Below are 18371 nucleotides of genomic sequence, written 5' to 3'. Positions count from 1 at the left end.
GCTACTGCCTGCGGTGCAGCCAGCGGTACAGCACCGGCAGCACCAGCAGGGTGAGCAGCGTGGAGGAGACGATGCCGCCGATCACCACCGTGGCCAACGGGCGCTGCACTTCCGCGCCGGCGCCGACGTTGAAGGCCATCGGCACGAAGCCGAGCGAGGCCACCAGCGCGGTCATCAGCACCGGACGCAGCCGGCCCAGCGCGCCTTCCCGTACCGCATCGGCCAGGGGCATACCGCCCTCGCGCAGGCTGCGCACGAAGCTGATCATCACCAGGCCGTTGAGTACCGCGACACCCGAAAGCGCGATGAAGCCGACGCCCGCGGAGATGGAAAGCGGAACGCCTCGTGCGGCCAATGCAAGCACGCCACCGGTGAGCGCCAGCGGTACACCGCTGAACACGATGGCCGCGTCCTTGACCGAGCCGAACGCCCAGAACAACAGCGCGAAGATCAGGATCAGGGTCACCGGCACCACGACCGCCAACCGCTGGCTGGCCGAGATCAGCTGCTCGAAGCTGCCGCCGTATTCGATCCAGTAACCGCTGGGAACCTGCACATCACGGTTGACCGCCTGCTGCAGGTCACTGACGAAGCTGCCCAGGTCGCGATCGCGCACGTTGGCGGTGACCACGATGCGGCGCTTGCCGTTCTCGCGGTTGATCTGGTTCGGCCCCTCGCTGTTGGCCAGCGTGGCCAGCTCGCGCAGCGGCACGGTGCGTGCGGTGCCGCTGGTCCAACTGCCGGCCTGGCTGGATTCGTCGGCATCGCCTTCCAGTGCCGGGGCCAGCGATACCGGCAGGTCGGCCAGTGCGGCCGGGTCCTGGCGCAGGGCCTCGGGCAGGCGCACCACGATGTCGAATCGGCGGTCGCCTTCGAACAGCTGCCCGGCCACCTGTCCACCCACGGCGGTGGCCACGGTGGACTGCACCTGGCCCGGGTTGAGCCCGTAGCCGGCCAGCGCGCTGCGGTTGGGAGTGACGGTGAGCAGCGGCAGGCCGCTGGTTTCCTCCACGCGCACATCCGCCGCGCCGGGCACGCTGCCGGCCACGCTGGCGATGCGCCTGCCCACCTTCAGCAGCGTCTCCAGATCGTCGCCGAACAGCATTACCGCCACGTCGGCACGCACGCCGGAGATGAGCTCGTTGGTGCGCATCTGGATCGGCTGGGTGAACTCGTAGTTGTTGCCGGGCAGCTGCTCCACCGCCGCTTCCAGTTCCGCCAGCAGCGTGGCGCGCGGTTTGCGCGGGTCCGGCCAGTCCTTGCGCGGTTTCATCATGATGAAGGTGTCGGCCACCGAGGGCGGCATCGGATCGGAGGCCACTTCCGGGGTGCCGATCTTGGAAAACACCTTGCTCACCTCCGGGAACCGCACCAGCCGGTTTTCGATCAGCTTCTGCATCTCGACCGACTGGGTCAGGCTGGTGCCGGGAATGCGCATGGCGTGCATGGCCACGTCGCCTTCGTCCAGGTTGGGCACGAACTCGCTGCCCAACCGTGTCGCGAGCAGGCCGCAGCCCACCACCAGCACCAGCGCGCCACCGACCATCCAGCGCCCGCGCCGCAGCGAGAACGCCAGCAGGGGCTGGTAACGTCGGCGCACCCAGGTCATCACCCGGTTTTCCTTCTCCTGCACACGGCCGCCCAGGAACAAGGCGATGGCGGCCGGGACGAAGGTCAGCGCCAGCACCATGGCGCCGCTCAACGCGAGCACCACGGTAATGGCCATGGGGTGGAACATTTTTCCTTCCACGCCCGACAGCGCGAAGATCGGCAGGTATACGGCAGTGATGATTCCGAGCCCGAACAGGCTGGGGCGGATCACTTCGGCGGTGGCGCTGGCGGTTTCGGCGAAGCGCTCTTCGCGGGTCATTTCGCGGCCGAGGGCATGCTGGCGCTCGCCGAAGCGGCGCAGGCAGTTCTCGATGATGATCACCGCGCCATCGACGATCAGGCCGAAGTCCAGCGCGCCCAGGCTCATCAGGTTCGCTGATACGCCCCCGCGCGCCATCCCGGTGAGGGTGAACAGCATCGCCAGCGGAATCACCGCGGCCGTGATCAATGCGGCGCGGAAATTTCCGAGCAGCAGGAACAGCACCACGATCACCAGCAGTGCGCCCTCCACCAGGTTCTTGGCCACGGTCTGGATGGTGCGGTCCACCAGGGTGGTGCGGTCGTAGCTGGCGGTGACGGTGACGCCGGGCGGCAGGCTGCGTTGCGCCTGCTCCAGCCGCGCGGCGGCCGCCTGCGCCACATCCCGGCTGTTGGCACCGATCAGCATCACCACCGTGCCCATCACCACTTCATGGCCGTTCTGGGTGGCGGCGCCGCTGCGCAGCTCGGGGCCGTCGGCGACCTCGGCGACGTCGTGCACGTGGATCGGCACGCCTTCGCGACGTGCCAGCACGATGTTGCCGATTTCCTCCAGGTTTTCCACCTGGCCGGGAATGCGCACCAGGAACTGCTGCCCGTTGCGTTCGATGTAGCCGGCGCCGACGTTCTGGTTGTTGCTTTCCACGGCCTGGACCACGTCTTCCAGGGTGAAACCCAGCGCACGCAGTCGGGCCGGATCGGGCGTGATGTGCACCTGGCGCTGGAAGCCACCGATGGTATTGACCTCGGTCACGCCCGGCACGTTGCGCAGCTGTGGGCGGATCACCCAGTCCTGCAGCGTGCGCAGGTCGGTGGCGGTGTAGGCGCTGCCATCGGGTTTACGCGCCGCCGGATCGGCGTCGATGGTGTACATGAAGATCTCGCCCAGACCGGTGGAGATCGGCCCCAGCTGCGGGTCCAGCCCGGCCGGGATCTGCGACTTCACCTGTTGAAGGCGTTCGGCCACCTGTTGCCGCGCGAAGTAGATGTCGGTGCCGTCTTCGAACACGATGGTGACCTGCGACAGCCCATAGCGCGACAGCGAGCGTGCCTGTTCCATCCGTGGCAACCCGGCCATCACCGTTTCCACCGGGTACGTGATGCGCTGCTCGGCTTCAAGCGGTGAATAGCCCGGGGCGGCGGTGTTGATCTGCACCTGGACGTTGGTGATGTCCGGGGTGGCATCGATGGGCAGCTTGGTGAAGCTCCACGCGCCCACGGCGATCAACGCCAGGGTCAGGCTCATCATCAGCCAGCGATGGGCGATGGAGGCGGCAATGATGCGCTCAAGCATGGCGATGCCCTCCACGCCCGGGGATGGTTGCGTGCTCAATGCTCATGCGACGCTCCCGCCTTGCCGATGTCGGCCTTCACCACGTAGCTCTGCCCGGTGACGACTTCATCGCCGAGGGTGAGGCCCTCCAGCACTTCCACCTGGTTGGCGTCGCGCGCGCCGAGGCGCACTGGACGGGCGGTGTAGGTCTCGCCGGTGCGTACGAACACCACGTCCTTGCCTTCCATCGTCTGCAGCGCGCTGAGCGGCACCACCTGCGCGGCGGGCCGTGTCGCGACCACGATGCGCGCCTTCACCGCCGCGCCCGGCCGCCACAGGCCGTCGTCGTTGCGCAGCGTGGCGCGGGCCACGGTGCTCTGGCTGGCGGTGGCGGTGCCGGGCAGCACGCGTTCCAGCGTGGTGGCCTGGGTGACCCCGTCGGTCATCCGCGACACCGTGACCGGCACGCCGGCGGTGATGTGCTGGGTGTCGTTGCCGAAGATATGCAGGTCCACCCACAGCGTGGACAGGTCGCCGATCTCGAACAGCGGCGTGCCCTCGCCCGCCACCCCGCCGACCTGCGCCTGGCGGGCCAGCACCACGCCGCTGATGGGAGCGCTGACCGTGTAGGTGGTCAGGCTGAGGTTGCTTTCGATGCTGGCCAGTACCTGGCCGGCCTTGATGGTGTCGCCCACGTTGGCGCGCAACGAGCGGATCGGGCCGGGGAAGCGGGCCATCACCTGGGCCACGCGGCCGTCGACCGGGGTCAGCAGGCCCTGCACGTCGTGTTCGTCGGCGATGGTGCCGGCGGCGACCGGGGTGACCTTGATACCGGACTGGTCGGCCATCGCCGCAGGGATGGTGGTGCTGTCCGATGCGTCGTCGTGGTCCTCGCCCGCTTCGGTGTGGCCGGGTTCGCCGTGGCCGGCGTCCGGGCTGGCCGGTGCCGTGGGCGCTTCCTTGGCACAGCCGGCCAGTGCGAGCAGGCACAGCAGGAGGGCGGCGATGCGCGCCGCACGGGGGATCGAAAGGTTCATCGGCGGTCCTCCGTGGACACGGTCGCGGTAGCGGGAGCGGTGCTGGCGTGGGCAAGCAGGCCTTGGCCGGTCAGCCGTTGCAGTTCGATGAGTGCGGTCTGCGCGGCGATGGCGGCATCGAGCTGGCGCTGCCGCGCCTCGATGCGCATGGCCTGCAGCTGCGCCCACTCCATGTAGCTGATGGCACCGGCACGCCAAGCCTTTTCGGCGGCGTTCTCGGCGCGCCGCAGGTGCGGCAGTACATCGCTCGCCATGCGGGTGACTTCCAGCCGCGACGTTTCATAGCGTCCGTGGGCTTCGGCCAGGGTGGTGTACAGCTGCAGCGCAAGCGCATCGCGTTCCACCCCGTTGAGGGCGAGCTCGGCTTCGGCTGCGCGGATCTCCGGACCGGCACGGCGCATGCTCCCCAGTGGCACGCTGAAGCCGCCGACCAGCGCGGTATCGCCGCTGTCGCGGCTGTTGCGCACGCCGACCTGCCAGCTGATATCCGACCGTGCCTGGGTGCGTGCCAGCTGCAGCTGGGCTTCGCGCACGCGGCGTTCGCCGGCCAGCACGGCCAGTTCCGGGGTGCGCTGCAGTTCGTCGGCAAGGATATCGAAGGGTTGCAGGGCGGGCAGCTGCAGCGGGTCGCCGCTGACCACGTCGAAGCCGGGCTCGCGCTCACGCCACAGCGCCGACAGCGCGAGACGCGCGGCGCGGTCGGCCTGCATGGCGCGATCACGGTCCACTTCGGCCTGCGCCAACATCGCCTGCGCGGTCATCAGCACCGATTCGGGCGACGCGCCGGCCTGCAGGCGCATCCGGGCGGCGGCGACCGCGCGGCGACGCTGGTCGATATCGGTGTCGGCAATGGCGAGCTGCGCGCGGGCTTCTGCAATGGCGAGATAACGTTGGGCCACGGCGGCCATCAGGTCCAGCCGCGCGGTTTCGCGCTGCGGTGCCAACGAGTCGAGATTGGCCTGGGCCAGTACCCGGCGGGCATCCAGCTTGCCGCCGCGCTCCAGCACGCCGGCCAATGTGACGGTCAGTTCGGCGGCGTCGTAGCCACGGCTGCCACCGGTGCCCAGCGCATTTTCCAGCTCAACGCCGACGGTCAGTGGCGGCCCGAACGCGGCCGCCTCACGGCGCGCTTCCCAGACCGGGCGCTGGGCATCGGCCAGGCGAAGGGCGGGGTGGTAGCGGGCGACGCGGGCGATGGCCTCGTCCAGGGTCAACGGGAGGGCCGCCGCCGCTGCAACGGGCAATGCTGCTTGGGCGGAACGGGTAACAGGCGCGGTGCCCTGCGCATACGCGCACGGCACGAGCGCAATGGCAGCAACGGCTGCCAGACGCATCCACATGGGAATCTCCAGAAAGCGGTTCAGAGGTGAAGCCGCGGCAAGGCGCCGCGTGGCATCACACCGCTATCGGGGGGCGCAGCAGGCTCTCGGGTGGCTGGGCAAGCAGCTGCGCGGTCAGGCCGACCGGCACGGCGTGCGCCGGTGCGGCCGGTAGCGACCAGGCCGATGCCGCCAGCGGCAGCACGCCGCCATGACCATGGCAGTGTCCGCAATGGACCAGCGCGTGCAGCAGGCGCGCGCCGTCATCCTCGTCCGCATGGTCAGCCTCTGAAGTGGCCGCGGCCACGTCGACCGGTTCGGCATGCGACACCGCATGCGACAGACCGGCGACCCCGGCGTGCGACAGCGCATGCAGGTCGCCCAGTGCCGACGCGAGCGCGCCACCGGCCGTGCCGAACAGCACCACCGCCAGCATCAGCAGGCGGACAGGCAGCGACAGGCGGTGGCGCAGGCGGGACATCATGGCCGCAGGGTAGCGACGGCCGCCCCCGTTACACAATCGCAGCGGCGGCGCGCGTTAATGCCGTACGGGCCGGCGGTGGCGCGTGGTGCGCCTGGCGCAGTGCGCGCAGCCGCAGCGCATCGGCCGCACTGCAGGGTGCGGGCGTGTCCGGCCGCGCGCGACCGTCAGCCGCTGGCACCTTGAGCAGGTAGTCGCACTGCAGTTCGCCGCCGCTGCTGCGCACGGCGGGCGGCACGGTCCGGCCAGGATCGCAGCCTGCCTGCAGCCGCTGGCTCCAACCGGGGCTGGTCTCTTCCACGCGAAGGCTGGGCACGCCCAGACGCTCGGCGATGCCGACAATGTCGTTGAAGGTACCGGCGTGGGCGTTGCCTACCAGCGCCACCCAGCGCTGCGGTCCCGGCTTGCCGGCCTGCCTGCGCTGGTCGTGCGCGATCCGCGCAGCCGCGACGTGGTTCAAGAGCTTGACCCGGATGTCCGGAAGGGCGGCCGCGCTGATTCCGGCGTGGTCGTGGACACCCCGCAGGTGGTAGCTGGCCATCAGGTCCAGCGCGACGACGCGCATGCCGACCTTGAAGGCGGCGTCGACCAGATCGCGGAAGGTCGCGCCGCAGGGCGCGTGGGTCAGGTGGCCGCTCTCCTGCCCTGCCAGGAAGCGCGCCAGGTCGGGGGAAAGCGTGCCACTGCGGTGCAGGTGGTCGAGGTCTGCCTGGTGGAGGTCGCCCTGGAGGTGCTCCAGGTACAGGGTGTCGACCCCTAGATGGCGCAGCAACGCCATGTGATCGATCAGCAGGCGCCTGCTGGACGGGCTGGAGGGAACCTCGCCCAGCACCAGTCCTCTCGCGTTGCCGAGCAGCTGCCGCAGCAGGTCCGCCCGCGTGCGTGCCGGGGCGAGATCGGGCGGGTCATGCCGACCGGTACACGCCGGTGGCGGGCTGCCGAGGGCGACCTCCACCAGCTGCGCGCGTTTGGCGAAGAAGCTGTCGAGCGCCGCGCGCTCGGGGGCTGCAAACGGCATGGTGTAGTCGGGGTCGAGCAGCCTGCGGTGTCGCTGCAGCAGCGCGGCCAGAGCCTGGCCGTGCTCAGGGGCGAGCGTGAAACGCTGCAGGGGATCGGGGCCGGCTGCACCCGCGGACGTAGAGGCGCGGGTGGGCGGTGGACGCGGGCCGTCAGGCAGGTTGCGCAGGCTCAGCAGGGTCGGTTCCGCGTGGCGATGGGTCGCCTTGTTCGCGGTGGTGTGGCAGAAAAGGCGGTGGTGCAGTGCGGACAGGGCATCCAGCATGGTCAGGCTCCTTGGGGGGAAACGCGCGCCCGGGGGCGCGCCCTGACCAGCCTAGTCATCTGCTGCCGCAGCGCTGCGATGCGCTATGCAGTTTCGTCATCGCGGCGCAGGCCGTGTGCCGATGCGTGCGCGAGCGCACATCGGCACCGACCAGTTGCGACATCAGGGCGCGCGGCGCGCGTCGATGTACGCGCGGATCTGCGCATCCAGCACCGGCAGCGGCACCGAGCCCTGGCTGAGTACCGCGTCATGGAACGACTTGACGTCGAAGCGGTCGCCCAGCGCCTTTTCGGCCTCGCCGCGCAGGCGCACGATCGCGATCTCACCCAGCTTGTAGCTGAGTGCCTGGCCCGGCCACGAAATGTAGCGGTCCACTTCGGTGGTCACTTCGTGCTCGCTCAGCGCGGTGTGGTCGCGCAGGTAGGCCAGCGCCTGCTCGCGGGTCCAGCCCTTGTGGTGCACGCCGGTATCGATCACCAGGCGCGCGGCACGCCACATTTCATAGGTCAGGCGGCCGAAATCCTCGTACGGGGTTTCGTAGATGCCCATTTCCACGCCAAGCTTCTCGCTGTACAGGCCCCAGCCTTCGCCATAGGCGGAGATGTAGGCGTTGCGGCGGAACTCGGGCTGTTCGCCCTGCTCTGCCGCCAGCGCACCCTGCAGGGCGTGGCCCGGGTCGGACTCATGCAAGGTCAGCGCCGGCAGGTTGTACAGCGGGCGCGCCGGCAGGTTGTAGGTGTTGACCCAGTAAGTACCCATGCCGCCACGGCCCGCGGTCCAGAACGGGGCGATATCCGGCGGTACCGGCACGATGGTGAAGCGTGCGCGCGGCAGGGTCATGTACTTGCCGATCACGCCGTCCACGCGCTTGGAGATCCAGGCGGCGCGGTGCAGCAGTTCGTCTGGGGTCTTGGCGTAGAACTGCGGGTCGGTGCGCAGGAAGGCCAGGAAGTCGGCAAAGCTCCCCTTGAACTTGACCTCCTTGATGACGTCGTTCATTTCCTTCTGGATGCGCGCCACTTCCTTCAGGCCGATCTCGTGGATCTGCTGCGGGGTGAGGTCCAGCGTGGTGTATTCGTGGATCTGCTGCTGGTAGTACGCCTTGCCATCGGGCAGCGCTTCGGCGGCCAGGGTGGTGCGCGCCTGCGGCACGTACTCACCGACGAAGAAGGTGCGCAGCTTGACGAAGGCCGGCACCACGCTGGCGCTGATGGCCTGGCGGGCCTGCGCCTGCAGCTGGGTCTGTTCGGCGGCGGGAATGCTGGCCGGCAGTTTCTTGAACGGCGCGTACAGCGGCGACTGGGTCGGGTCCTTCAGCTCGGCCACGGTGGCGATCGAGACTTCACGGCCATCGAGCACCGCGCGCGGCACGCTGAAGCCGCGCTTCAGGCCGGCGCGCATGTTGTCGGTCTGCTGGTCGAAGTAGCGGGGTACGTCGTTGAGCCGGGCGATGTAGTTGCGGTAGTCCGCGGCGGTCTTCAGCTCGCGACGCGCCATGAACGAAAGGTTGGACCAGAACGAAGAGTCCGAGTTGAACGGCATCTCGTAGCCGCGCAGGCGCACTTCTTCGGCCAGGTTGAACACCTGGTCGCGGTAGATCGCGTAGTTGACCTGGTTGGTGGGCGAGAGCGCCTTGGTATCGACCTTGCCGAGCTGGGCCAGCACGTCGTCCCACACCGCAAGACGTGCCTGCTGCGCGGCTGCGCCCACGTCCGGCATGCGGGTGGCCGTGGCCGGGCCATCACCGTCTTCACTGGCTTCGCCGCCACCGGCCTGGCGCCAGGCCCATTCCTTCTCGTAGATGGCGCGGAACGCCGCGTCGGCCGGCGATTCGGTGGCCAGGCTGGCCGGCGCGACCGCCGGTGCCGCAGGGGGTGCGGCCAGTGCCGCATGGGCAGGAAGGGCCAGGGCGAGCAGCAACGCAGCAACGAGCGGTGATTTCACGAGCAGGGGTTCCCGGGGGACGGCAAACCCCGATCATGGCACCCCGATCCAGCGCGCGCATGGATCAAAGGTCCTGCCCGCAAAGCGGGCAGGACCGGGGATCGGCCGCAGGCCGAGACCCGAGAGCCGAAGGCGCGGGTAGCGCCGACTGTTAGTCGGATGCTCTTGATCTTGATGTTGTTCCTGATTCCCGCGAAGAGCAGCCGACTAACAGTCGGCGCTACCGGGCGGGCACCGGGTATCGGGTAGGCGCCGGGTATCCGCCGGGTACGGGGCGTACCGGGTAGGCGCCGGGTATCCGCCGGGTACGGACCGTACCGGGTGTACGCCGGGTACGCGCCGATACCAGCGAGGTTCGCAGCCCTCAATGTTCCGCCTTATCCCGCTTCCACCCACGGTGCTGGATATCCAGCTTCAAGCTGTAAAGCGCGGTAAACGCCGGAAACAGGTTCTGCAGTACCCCCACCGAATCCTGCTTGGCCGAAAACAGGAAGTAGCTCAGCGTCATCAGGCTGCCCACCACGCTCATGTACCAGAACAGGCGCGGGATCACCGGCTTGCCGGCCCGGCGCGAGGCGACGAACTGCACCAGCCAGCGGCCGCCGAACATCAGCGCGCCGGTATAGCCGATCAGCTTCCAGCCGGTCACGTGCAGCCCGGTCCAGAACAGCCAGCTCAGCGGTTGGTCGAGCCAGTGCAGTTCCATCAGCGTTCTTCCACGGCCGTGCGCTTGCTGCGCGTGATCAGCCAGGCCACCCCGCGCAGGTCGCGGATCCCGACCAGCGCGCGGCCGAGGTTGTTGTACTTGGACACCCCGGCGGTGCGGTGGCGGTGGTTGACCGGCACGCTCACCGTCTTCCAGCCCGCCCGCTGCATCAGCGCGGGCAGGTAGCGGTGCATGTGGTCGAAGTACGGCAGCTCCAGGAACGCGGCACGCTCGAACAGCTTGATGCCGCAGCCGGTATCGGGGGTGTCGTCACGCAGCATGCGGGCGCGGATCGCGTTGGCCCACTTGCTGGCCCAGCGCTTGCTGCCGCTGTCCTGGCGGTTGACGCGCCAGCCAGCGAACAGCTTCACCTGCGGCTCGGCGGACGCCCGCGCGGCCAGCAGCTTCGGAATGTCCGCCGGGTCGTTCTGGCCGTCGCCATCCAGCGTGGCGATCCACGGTGCGCGGGCGTGCTTGACCCCGTTCTTCACCGCGGTGCTCTGCCCGCTCTGGCTGACATGGTGCAGGACCCGCAATTCGGGGTTGGCCGACTTCAACGACTCCAGCACGGCCAGGGTGTCGTCGCGCGAGTGATCGTCGACGTAGACGATCTCGAAGTCCACCTGGCCGCGCAGCGCCGCGGTGATCTCTTCGATCAGGGGCTGTACGTTGTCGCGTTCATTGAATACCGGGACGACGACCGACAACTGGGGTTGGCTCATGATCGGGCTCTGCGAAAGGCCAGGAATGAAAAAGACCGCGCATTTTCCGAGATCAAGGTTATCCGAAGATGAACCCGGCGATGTGAGTCAGGCGCGATCACCGAAATAGTCGCGGCACCAAGCCACCACCGGCGGCAGGCCGCGCTCGATCGGGGTGACCGGTTCATAGCCGAAAGCGTCATGGGCACGACGGGTGTCGGCCATGGTGCGGACCATGTCGCCTGGCTGCATCGGCTTGTAGACCTTCTGTGCCGGGCGTCCAGCGGCGGCCTCGATGACCCCGATGAAATGTTCCAGCTCGATCGGGGTGTGGTTGCCCAGGTTGAAGACACGGTGCGGTACGTCCTCGCTGGACGGATGCGCCAGCGCGCCGAGGATACCGGCCACGATGTCGGAAACATGTGTGAAGTCGCGCTGCATCCTGCCGTCGTTGAACACGTCGATGGGGCGCCCGGCCAGCACCGCGCGCGAGAACAGCAGCGGCGCCATGTCGGGGCGGCCCCACGGGCCGTACACGGTGAAGAAGCGCAGGCCGGTGGCGTGCAGGCCATACAACTGCGCGTAGGTGTAGGCCATCAACTCGTTGGCCGCCTTGGTCGCCGCGTATAGCGAGCGTGGCTTGTCGATGCGCTGGTCTTCGGAGAACGGCGGGGTGGCCGAATCACCGTAGACCGAGCTGCTGGAGGCATACACCAGGTGGGCCACGCCGCGATGGCGGCACAGTTCCAGGATGTTGACGAACCCGGTCAGGTTGCTGTCCACGTAGGCGTACGGGTTTTCCAGCGAGTAGCGCACACCGGCCTGCGCGGCCAGGTGGATCACCCGGGTCGGCTGCACCTCGTCGAACAGCGCGGCCAGGCCATCGCGGTGGGTCAGGTCCAGCGCGCGGATATCGGCGTCCGGGCACAGTGCCGCCACCCGATCGCGCTTGATCTGCGGGTCGTAGTAGTCGTTGTAGTTGTCCAGGCCGACCACCGTGTGCCCGGCATCGAGCAGGGCACGCACGGTATTGGCGCCGATGAAGCCTGCAGCGCCGGTCACAATAAGGGTCATGGCAGTCGTCCCGGAAAATCCAGGCGACAGAATAGCGCCGTTACCGATACGTCACTACAGGCTCAGCGGCGCTTCGCGCGCCAGCGTGGCCTTGCGTTCCTTGCTGAAATCCCACCAGGGACGCGGGGCTTCGCCCTGCATGAAGCGCACGATGGACAGGAACACATCGATCACGCACGGGTCGTGCAGCACCCCGGTGCGCATGCACAGCTGCGCGTACATGTCGTAGGCATCGCGGCCGCGCACGTGCGCGGGGACACGGATCCCGATCAGACGAAGATCCTTCTCACAGGCCGGCCCGACATTTGGCAGGTCGGTCAGGCGCAACAGATGGTTGCGATCGACCTTGGTGGGGTTCATCAGGTAAGTGGGTTCCTCTTGCGTGGCGGGGGACTCAGCCCTTGCGTACGCGGAGCTTCTCGAGCACGCCGTCCAGCGTGTCCAGGTCGGTGTAATGGATGATCAACTTGCCCTTGCCGCCGCGACCGTGGTTGATCGCCACGCGGGCACCCAGCGATTCGGACAGCTCGGTTTCCAGCGACGCGATGTCGGCCTGCGGGGCGGCCGCGCTCGGCTTGCGGCGCAGCGAGGCAGGCACCTTGCCGGCAGCGAACTGCTGCGCACGGTGTTCGACCTCACGCACCGACCAGCCCTGGTCGGCTGCTTCCTGCGCCAGCTTGCTGGCCAGTTCCGGCGCCAGGGTCAGCAGCGCGCGGGCATGGCCCATCTCCAGCCGGCGGGTTTCCAGCAGCAGGCGGATCGCCACCGGCAGCTCCAGCAGGCGCAGCAGGTTGGACACCGCCGCGCGCGAGCGGCCGACGGCTTGGGCGGCTTCGGCATGGGTCAGCGCGAATTCGCTGATGAGCCGCTGCAGCGCTTCGGCTTCTTCGAGCGGGTTGAGGTCTTCGCGCTGGATGTTCTCGATCAGCGCCATCGCAATGACGGTGCGGTCTTCCAGCTCGCGCACCACCACCGGCACTTCGTCCAGGCCGGCCAGCTGCGACGCGCGCCAGCGGCGTTCGCCGGCCACGATCTCGAAGCTGTCCGGGCCCAGCTGGCGGACCAGGATCGGCTGGATCACGCCCTGCGCCTTGATGGAATCGGCCAGCTCGGCGAGCTTGGTTTCGTCCATGTCGCGGCGCGGCTGGTACTTGCCCGGCTGCAGGTGCTTGACCGGCAGCTTGCGCAGCACTTCACCCGGCAGCGGCTCGATCACGGCCGCGGCCTGCACCTGTGTCACCGCGCCCTTGGGCCCCAGCAGCGCATCGAGGCCACGGCCGAGGCCGCGTTTCTTGCCGGGGGCGGGCTTGGTGCTCATCAGGCGGTCTCCATGGCCTTGCCGGCCGTGTTGCGTTGGTGGTGGCGGCGGATGATCTCGCCGGCCAGGCCGAGGTAGGCGACGCCGCCGCGCGAGGCGCGGTCGTAACCGACGATGCTCTGGCCGTGGCTGGGCGCCTCGGCCAGGCGCACGTTGCGCGGCACGATGGTGCGGAACACGCGGTCGCCGAAGTGGTCGGTCAATTCGGCCGACACGGCATTGGCGAGGTTGTTGCGCACATCGAACATGGTGCGCAGCACGCCCTCGATCTCCAGGCTGGGATTGAGGTTGGCGCGCAGCGCATCGATGGTTTCCACCAGCGCGCTCAGGCCTTCCAGCGCGTAATACTCGCACTGCATCGGCACGATCACCGAATCGGCGGCGGCCAACGCGTTGAGGGTCAGCAGCGACAGCGCCGGCGGGCAGTCGATCAGGATGAAGTCGTACTCGTCCTGGATCGGGGCCAGCGCGCGCTTGAGCCGCTGTTCGCGCTCGCCCTGGTCCATCAGCTGGATCTCGGCGGCGGTCAGGTCGATGTTGCCCGGCAGCAGGTCGAAGCCCTCCGGGGTGGTCACCCGGACTTCGGCCGCGGTGCTTTCGCCCAGCAGCAGGTCGCAGGTGGAGGCGGCAACTTCGCGCTTGTCCACGCCGCTGCCCATGGTCGCATTGCCCTGGGAATCGAGGTCGACCAGCAGCACGCGCTTGGGCGCAGCAGCCAGGGCGGCGGCCAGATTGACGGCAGTCGTGGTCTTGCCGACGCCACCTTTCTGGTTGGCGATGGCGATGATGCGGGCCATGCGGGTGAGCCTCATCGGCAGGGGGTGGGACTGGGCATTATGCGGGCATGGGGCGTGTCGTGTCTCACGGACCGGCCACCACCACCAGATGGCGCTCGCCGGTCAGGCCCGGAACGTGCAGTGGCAGGACCTGCTCAACCCGCCAGCCAGCCGGCAGCTGGGCGATCTCGTCATGCGGGTGGACGCCCTTCATGGCCAGCAGGCGTCCGCCGGGGCGCAGCAGGTGGCCGCCGACGGCGATGATGCCGGCCAGGGTGTCCATGGCGCGGGCGGTGAGGTTGTCATAGGCGCCCGGCTCTGCCAGCGCTTCGGCGCGGGATTCGGCCACGCGGGCATTGGTCAGGCCCAGCTGGCGCACCGCTTCGCGCATGAAGCGGGCCTTCTTGCCGTTGCTTTCCACCAGGGTCACCTGAAGCTGCGGGCGGGCGATGGCCAGCGGAATGCCGGGCAGCCCGGGGCCGGTGCCCAGGTCGGCCAGGGTGCCCTGCTCCAGGTACGGCTGCATCGCCAGCGAATCGAGCAGGTGGCGGGTGACCATCTCCATCGGGTCGCGGATGGCGGTGAGGTTGTAGGTGCGGTTCCAGCGGTCCAGCAGGGCGAGGTAGGTCAACAGGGGCGGCGCCAGGGTGGCATCCAGGCCCATGGCAGCCAGGCCGCGCTCAAGCGCATCGGCCACGCCGGCCGGGAGTGTGTGTTCGGTCATGCGCCCATTATCGCAGGCTGGGGACCTGCTGACTGCGCGGATTCGGTGCGCTCAGAGCGCGTGCCAGGCCAGTGCGGCGCGGAAATCGTCCGCGGCCTGCCATTCGTGCAGGTGCCAGCGCTGGGCCGGGCCGAGTTCCGGGTCGCACCAGGCCAGGTGCAGGGCGCCGTCGGCGGCGGGCGCCAGCTGCAGGCGGTGCAGGCCGAACGAGATGCCCTGCCCCTGCGCCTTGAGGATGGCCTCCTTGGCGCACCAGACCCGGAAGAACCAATGGGTGCGGGCGTCTTCGTCCAGCCCGAGCAGCCATGCCACTTCGGTCGGGTGGAAGAAGCGCTCGATGATTTCGGCCATGCGCGGCCGTGGGCGCAGCGGCTCCAGGTCCACGCCCAGCCGCACGCCCTCGCCCAGCCCCACCAGCAGCAGGCCATGGCTGTGACTCCAGCCGGTGCCGATATGCGCCAGCGGGCCATGCAGCTCCGGGCGGCCGCGCGGATCGCGCTGCAGCGGCAGACCCTCGGGGCTTCCCCCCAACTGGTCCGCCAGCAACACCCGCGCCTGCGGCTCGCCACGGGTACCGGGCACGTGCGTCAGGCGCCAGACGGTGACCGGGCCAAACCGCCAGGGGCCGTCCAGGGTGGCTGGCAGGCTCATGCGAACACCCCGCCAACGCGGCTGCACGACGACTTCACGGGGGCTGCCGTCAACTGGCTCCGTCTCATCGGCACACAAACTCTGGAGTGGACAACATGGGCATCATCATCTGGTTGATCGTCGGTGGCATCGTGGGCTGGCTTGCCAGCATCATCATGCGCCGCGACGCGCAGCAGGGCATCATCCTCAACATCGTGGTCGGCATCGTCGGCGCGCTGATCGCCGGCTTCCTGTTCGGCGGTGGCATCAATGAAGCGATCACGATCCGCACGTTCCTGTTCTCGCTGATCGGGGCCGTGATCCTGCTGGCGATCGTGAACCTCTTCACCCGCCGCAGCGTTCGATAACCCCACAGGGCAGGTAACGACCGTTGGTCGTTACGCCTTTCCAGCAAGGCCCGGCACCCGCCGGGCCTTGTGCGTTTCAGCCCAGCTGCACCCACGCCGGGGCGTGGTCGCTCGGCCGGTCCCAGGTGCGCGGCTCGCGGTCGATGCCCGAGGCCAGCGCACGCGCCTTGAGGGCATCCGACACCAGGGTCAGGTCGATGCGCAGGCCCAGGTTGCGGCGGAACCCGGCGGCGCGGTAATCCCACCAGCTGAACACGCCTTCCTCTTCGCTGTGCAGCCGGAAGGCATCGTGCAGCCCCAGCTGCAGCAGCTTGTTGAGCGCGCCGCGTTCGGCGGTGGAGGTCAGGATGTGGTTCTCGTTCCAGACCAGCGGGTCGTGCACGTCGCGCGCGTCGGGGGCGATGTTGAAGTCGCCCATCACCACCAGCTCCGGGTATTTCTGCAGTTCCGAGGCCACCCAGGCGTGCACCGCTTCCAGCCAGCGCAGCTTGTAGGCGTACTTGTCGGTGTCCACGTCCTGGCCGTTGACCACGTACAGGTTGATGATGCGCACCCCGTTGACGGTGCCGGCGATCACCCGCTTCTGCTCGTCCTCGAAGCCTGGAATGCCGATCTGCACGTCCTGCGCCGGCTCGCGCGACAGCAGCGCCACGCCGTTGTAGGTCTTCTGCCCGGCGAACACGCTGCGGTAGCCCAGCCCGGCCAGCACCGCGTCGGGGAACTTGTGGTCCTCCATCTTGGTTTCCTGGATGCCGACCACGTCCGGCGCGAACGCGGTGAGCCACTGTTCCAGGTGCGGCAGGCGCACGTTGAGCGAATTGACGTTCCAGGAGGCGATTTTCATGGGCGCATTGTAGCGGGTCGACGGTTCCGTACCGACCAACGGTCGGTACCTACCGGTCGAACGCGCGTACCCCCCTCAGCGCAGAATCACCCTGAGCAGGCCTGCAATGCGTGAATACGGCGGTTTGAGCATATCGCTCGCCGCCCAGCGCGACTGCCACAGCACCGGCAGCTGCTTGCTCATCGCATCGAACCCGGCGCGGCCGTGGTAGGCGCCCATCCCGCTGGGGCCGACGCCGCCGAACGGCAGGCCGTTGATGGCGAAATGCAGCAGGGTGTCGTTGACGGTGACGCCGCCGGCCACGATCTGGCCGAGCACGCGCTCCACCACCGGCCGCTGTTCGCTGAAAACGTACAGCGCCAGCGGCCGGTCGCGGCCCTGCACTGATTCCAGGGCGGCGTCCAGGTCGGGGTAGGCGCAGACCGGCAGGATCGGGCCGAAGATTTCCTCCTGCATCAGGTCCAGGTCGGCCGGCGGGTCGAGCACGATGGTGGGCACGATCAGCCGCTCACGACGCGCGCGTTCGGGATCGATGCTGGCCAGTTCGATCACCGGCACGCCGCGTTCGCGCGCCTGGGCCAGGTAGCCGAGCAGGCGCTGGTACTGGCCTTCATTGATGATGCGGGTGTAATCGTCGGTGTTGCTGAAATCGCCGTAGCGCGCGCGCACCTGGGACTGCAGCTGCTGCACCAGCTCGCGCTGGCGGCGGCTGTCGACCAGCACATAATCCGGCGCGATGCAGGTCTGGCCTGCGTTGAACCACTTGCCGGTGGCCAGCCGCGCGGCGGCCTTGCCCAGCGGGTAGTCGCTGCACACGATGGCCGGTGACTTGCCGCCCAGTTCCAGGGTGAGCGGGGTCAGGTGCTGCGCGGCGGCGGCCATGACCTTGCGGCCGACTGCGGTGGAACCGGTGAACACCAGGTGGTCCAGCGGCGAGCCGGCCAGCGCCGAGGCCAGCGCGGCGTCGCCCTGTACTACCGCTACGCGCTCGGCCGGGAACACGTCGCCCAGCAGGTCGTGCAGGAAGGCGCTGGTGCGCGGGGTGTGCTCGGACGGCTTGAGGAGCACGTGGTTGCCAGCGGCAATCGCGGTGGCCAGCGGAATCAGCGCCAGGTTCACCGGGTAGTTCCACGGCGAGATCACCCCGACCACGCCGAGCGGTGTCGGTCGGGTCTGGGCCCGCGCCGGCCAGAACCGCCAGCCGACCCCGACCCTGCGCGGGCGCATCCAGCCACGCAGGTGCCGCAGCAGGTGGTCGATCTCATTGAGCACGGTCATGCCGTCAGCGATCAGCGACTCATGGGTGGAGCGGTGGCCGAAATCGGCGGCGATGGCCTCGGCCATCTGCGGCAGGCGCGCCTTGAGCGCGGTGCGCAGGCGCTGCAGGTCGCTGCGGCGCTGGTCCAGCGACGGGCGGTTGGCCTGCCAGGCGGTTCGCAGGGTTTGCAGGACGACAGGAAGATCCGCGGGATCGGTGTGGACATCGCTCATGCCGCGACTATAGCGTCACACCATGTAAGACCGACTGCCAAGAACGCGCGTTCTCCGTTCCCGGGTCATGCCACCATCGCACGTGGTGGGGTTATCGGCAGTCGATCGGGATGCGACCCTACCAGCCTCTTCCCGGAGTTCTGGCATGAGCGAGCGTGGCTTGGAGTCTCTTGGAATGTTCATCGGCAAGGCCGTGACGGTCTCCCGTCTGGAGGGACAGGTCTCGATCAGCACCGATGACGGCTGGTCGCTGCACATCTACAACAGGGTGGTGTTCTCCGGACTTCATTCGGCGGATGCGTCTCCCTTCTCCCTTCGTCTTGAAGTGACCGCCAGCGCTCTCGACGGGGGTGGACTGACGCTGACGTTTGACGACGGCTCGGCACTGCACGTGGACCTCAGCGACGACGGATGCGCAGGACCGGAGGCGATGCAGTTGAATTCGCCTGACGGCGGCATCATCGTCTGGAACTGAAACGCAAATGAAAAGGGCCGTGGCAATGCCACGGCCCTTCTGGTTCACGCCATCACGGG

Annotated in this window: 18 protein-coding genes; 2 read left to right on the top strand and 16 right to left on the bottom strand. The window is 68.5% G+C overall.

Annotated elements, in window-relative coordinates:
• Position 1 precedes the first annotated feature (1 nt).
• The 14 genes from QE395_RS00310 to QE395_RS00245 form a co-directional block, all read right to left on the bottom strand.
• Positions 2-3163 carry a CusA/CzcA family heavy metal efflux RND transporter gene (locus QE395_RS00310; RefSeq protein WP_306987253.1) on the bottom strand — a complete coding sequence of 1054 codons (3162 nt, stop codon included), beginning with the start codon at positions 3161-3163 and terminating at the stop codon, positions 2-4.
• A 35-nt stretch (positions 3164-3198) separates the two neighbouring features.
• Positions 3199-4179: an efflux RND transporter periplasmic adaptor subunit gene (locus QE395_RS00305; protein ID WP_306987251.1), complete on the bottom strand. Its 981-nt coding sequence runs from the start codon at positions 4177-4179 to the stop codon at positions 3199-3201.
• The gene (locus QE395_RS00300) at positions 4176-5519 is read right to left on the bottom strand and encodes a TolC family protein (RefSeq protein WP_306987250.1); all 1344 of its coding nucleotides are present in this window, start codon (positions 5517-5519) and stop codon (positions 4176-4178) included. Before QE395_RS00300 ends, QE395_RS00305 begins: the two co-directional genes overlap by 4 nt.
• 55 nt (positions 5520-5574) lie before the next feature.
• Complete coding sequence (locus QE395_RS00295) at positions 5575-5979, bottom strand: DUF2946 family protein (protein ID WP_306987248.1); 405 nt, start codon at positions 5977-5979, stop codon at positions 5575-5577.
• A 31-nt stretch (positions 5980-6010) separates the two neighbouring features.
• On the bottom strand, positions 6011-7261 hold the full coding sequence (locus tag QE395_RS00290) for a membrane-targeted effector domain-containing toxin (RefSeq protein WP_306987247.1): 1251 nt from the start codon (positions 7259-7261) through the stop codon (positions 6011-6013).
• A gap of 162 nt (positions 7262-7423) precedes the next feature.
• Positions 7424-9205 carry a DUF885 family protein gene (locus tag QE395_RS00285; RefSeq protein ID WP_306987246.1) on the bottom strand — a complete coding sequence of 594 codons (1782 nt, stop codon included), beginning with the start codon at positions 9203-9205 and terminating at the stop codon, positions 7424-7426.
• A gap of 364 nt (positions 9206-9569) precedes the next feature.
• Positions 9570-9911 (bottom strand): lipid-A-disaccharide synthase N-terminal domain-containing protein, encoded by a 342-nt coding sequence (locus QE395_RS00280; protein WP_068847856.1) that lies wholly within the window; start codon positions 9909-9911, stop codon positions 9570-9572.
• Positions 9911-10633: a glycosyltransferase family 2 protein gene (locus QE395_RS00275; protein WP_306987244.1), complete on the bottom strand. Its 723-nt coding sequence runs from the start codon at positions 10631-10633 to the stop codon at positions 9911-9913. Before QE395_RS00275 ends, QE395_RS00280 begins: the two co-directional genes overlap by 1 nt.
• Positions 10634-10720: 87 nt before the next feature.
• On the bottom strand, positions 10721-11686 hold the full coding sequence (locus QE395_RS00270; RefSeq protein ID WP_306987242.1) for an NAD-dependent epimerase/dehydratase family protein: 966 nt from the start codon (positions 11684-11686) through the stop codon (positions 10721-10723).
• 54 nt (positions 11687-11740) lie between these two features.
• Positions 11741-12046, bottom strand: coding sequence for a helix-hairpin-helix domain-containing protein (locus QE395_RS00265; RefSeq protein WP_068847862.1), 306 nt, complete (start codon positions 12044-12046; stop codon positions 11741-11743).
• 34 nt (positions 12047-12080) lie between these two features.
• Complete coding sequence (locus QE395_RS00260; protein ID WP_068847864.1) at positions 12081-13004, bottom strand: ParB/RepB/Spo0J family partition protein; 924 nt, start codon at positions 13002-13004, stop codon at positions 12081-12083.
• Complete coding sequence (locus QE395_RS00255; protein ID WP_068847867.1) at positions 13004-13801, bottom strand: ParA family protein; 798 nt, start codon at positions 13799-13801, stop codon at positions 13004-13006. The genes QE395_RS00260 and QE395_RS00255 overlap by 1 nt, the downstream gene beginning before the upstream one ends.
• A gap of 64 nt (positions 13802-13865) precedes the next feature.
• Positions 13866-14504, bottom strand: coding sequence for a 16S rRNA (guanine(527)-N(7))-methyltransferase RsmG (gene rsmG, locus QE395_RS00250; protein WP_068847869.1), 639 nt, complete (start codon positions 14502-14504; stop codon positions 13866-13868).
• Between the two features lie 51 nt (positions 14505-14555).
• Entirely contained in the window at positions 14556-15155 is a 600-nt protein-coding gene (locus tag QE395_RS00245; protein ID WP_306987239.1) for a 4'-phosphopantetheinyl transferase superfamily protein, read from the bottom strand.
• A 95-nt stretch (positions 15156-15250) separates the two neighbouring features.
• Between QE395_RS00245 and QE395_RS00240 the strand changes: the two genes are divergently transcribed.
• Positions 15251-15502, top strand: a complete 252-nt coding sequence (locus tag QE395_RS00240; RefSeq protein WP_068854466.1) for a GlsB/YeaQ/YmgE family stress response membrane protein — start codon at positions 15251-15253, stop codon at positions 15500-15502.
• Between the two features lie 76 nt (positions 15503-15578).
• On the opposite strand, the gene xth is transcribed toward QE395_RS00240, so the two are convergent.
• Both xth and QE395_RS00230 read right to left on the bottom strand, forming a co-directional pair.
• On the bottom strand, positions 15579-16346 hold the full coding sequence (gene xth, locus QE395_RS00235; protein WP_068847873.1) for an exodeoxyribonuclease III: 768 nt from the start codon (positions 16344-16346) through the stop codon (positions 15579-15581).
• A 75-nt stretch (positions 16347-16421) separates the two neighbouring features.
• Positions 16422-17837, bottom strand: a complete 1416-nt coding sequence (locus tag QE395_RS00230) for a coniferyl aldehyde dehydrogenase (RefSeq protein ID WP_306987238.1) — start codon at positions 17835-17837, stop codon at positions 16422-16424.
• A 145-nt stretch (positions 17838-17982) separates the two neighbouring features.
• Here QE395_RS00230 and QE395_RS00225 point away from each other — a divergent pair, with 145 nt between their 5' ends.
• Complete coding sequence (locus tag QE395_RS00225; protein ID WP_095363281.1) at positions 17983-18312, top strand: hypothetical protein; 330 nt, start codon at positions 17983-17985, stop codon at positions 18310-18312.
• The last annotated feature ends 59 nt before the right edge of the window (positions 18313-18371 follow it).

It is taken from the genome of Stenotrophomonas sp. SORGH_AS_0282, assembly GCF_030818125.1.
In the GTDB taxonomy this organism is placed as follows: Bacteria; Pseudomonadota; Gammaproteobacteria; order Xanthomonadales; family Xanthomonadaceae; genus Stenotrophomonas; species Stenotrophomonas rhizophila_A.
The sequence above is the reverse complement of the archived record's forward strand: the minus strand, read 5'-3'. Positions and strand labels throughout refer to the sequence as shown.

Bases quoted from the DNA above. Each gene is read 5' to 3' on its own strand.
- xth (WP_068847873.1), bottom strand. From the start codon at position 16,346: ATGAAAATCGCCTCCTGGAACGTCAATTCGCTCAACGTGCGCCTGCCG.
- QE395_RS00310 (WP_306987253.1), bottom strand. From the start codon at position 3,163: ATGCTTGAGCGCATCATTGCCGCCTCCATCGCCCATCGCTGGCTGATG.
- QE395_RS00230 (WP_306987238.1), bottom strand. From the start codon at position 17,837: ATGAGCGATGTCCACACCGATCCCGCGGATCTTCCTGTCGTCCTGCAA.
- QE395_RS00295 (WP_306987248.1), bottom strand. From the start codon at position 5,979: ATGTCCCGCCTGCGCCACCGCCTGTCGCTGCCTGTCCGCCTGCTGATG.
- QE395_RS00305 (WP_306987251.1), bottom strand. From the start codon at position 4,179: ATGAACCTTTCGATCCCCCGTGCGGCGCGCATCGCCGCCCTCCTGCTG.
- QE395_RS00290 (WP_306987247.1), bottom strand. From the start codon at position 7,261: ATGCTGGATGCCCTGTCCGCACTGCACCACCGCCTTTTCTGCCACACC.
- QE395_RS00225 (WP_095363281.1), top strand. From the start codon at position 17,983: ATGAGCGAGCGTGGCTTGGAGTCTCTTGGAATGTTCATCGGCAAGGCC.
- QE395_RS00245 (WP_306987239.1), bottom strand. From the start codon at position 15,155: ATGAGCCTGCCAGCCACCCTGGACGGCCCCTGGCGGTTTGGCCCGGTC.
- QE395_RS00255 (WP_068847867.1), bottom strand. From the start codon at position 13,801: ATGGCCCGCATCATCGCCATCGCCAACCAGAAAGGTGGCGTCGGCAAG.
- QE395_RS00260 (WP_068847864.1), bottom strand. From the start codon at position 13,004: ATGAGCACCAAGCCCGCCCCCGGCAAGAAACGCGGCCTCGGCCGTGGC.
- QE395_RS00275 (WP_306987244.1), bottom strand. From the start codon at position 10,633: ATGAGCCAACCCCAGTTGTCGGTCGTCGTCCCGGTATTCAATGAACGC.
- rsmG (WP_068847869.1), bottom strand. From the start codon at position 14,504: ATGACCGAACACACACTCCCGGCCGGCGTGGCCGATGCGCTTGAGCGC.
- QE395_RS00300 (WP_306987250.1), bottom strand. From the start codon at position 5,519: ATGTGGATGCGTCTGGCAGCCGTTGCTGCCATTGCGCTCGTGCCGTGC.
- QE395_RS00240 (WP_068854466.1), top strand. From the start codon at position 15,251: ATGGGCATCATCATCTGGTTGATCGTCGGTGGCATCGTGGGCTGGCTT.
- QE395_RS00270 (WP_306987242.1), bottom strand. From the start codon at position 11,686: ATGACCCTTATTGTGACCGGCGCTGCAGGCTTCATCGGCGCCAATACC.
- QE395_RS00280 (WP_068847856.1), bottom strand. From the start codon at position 9,911: ATGGAACTGCACTGGCTCGACCAACCGCTGAGCTGGCTGTTCTGGACC.
- QE395_RS00265 (WP_068847862.1), bottom strand. From the start codon at position 12,046: ATGAACCCCACCAAGGTCGATCGCAACCATCTGTTGCGCCTGACCGAC.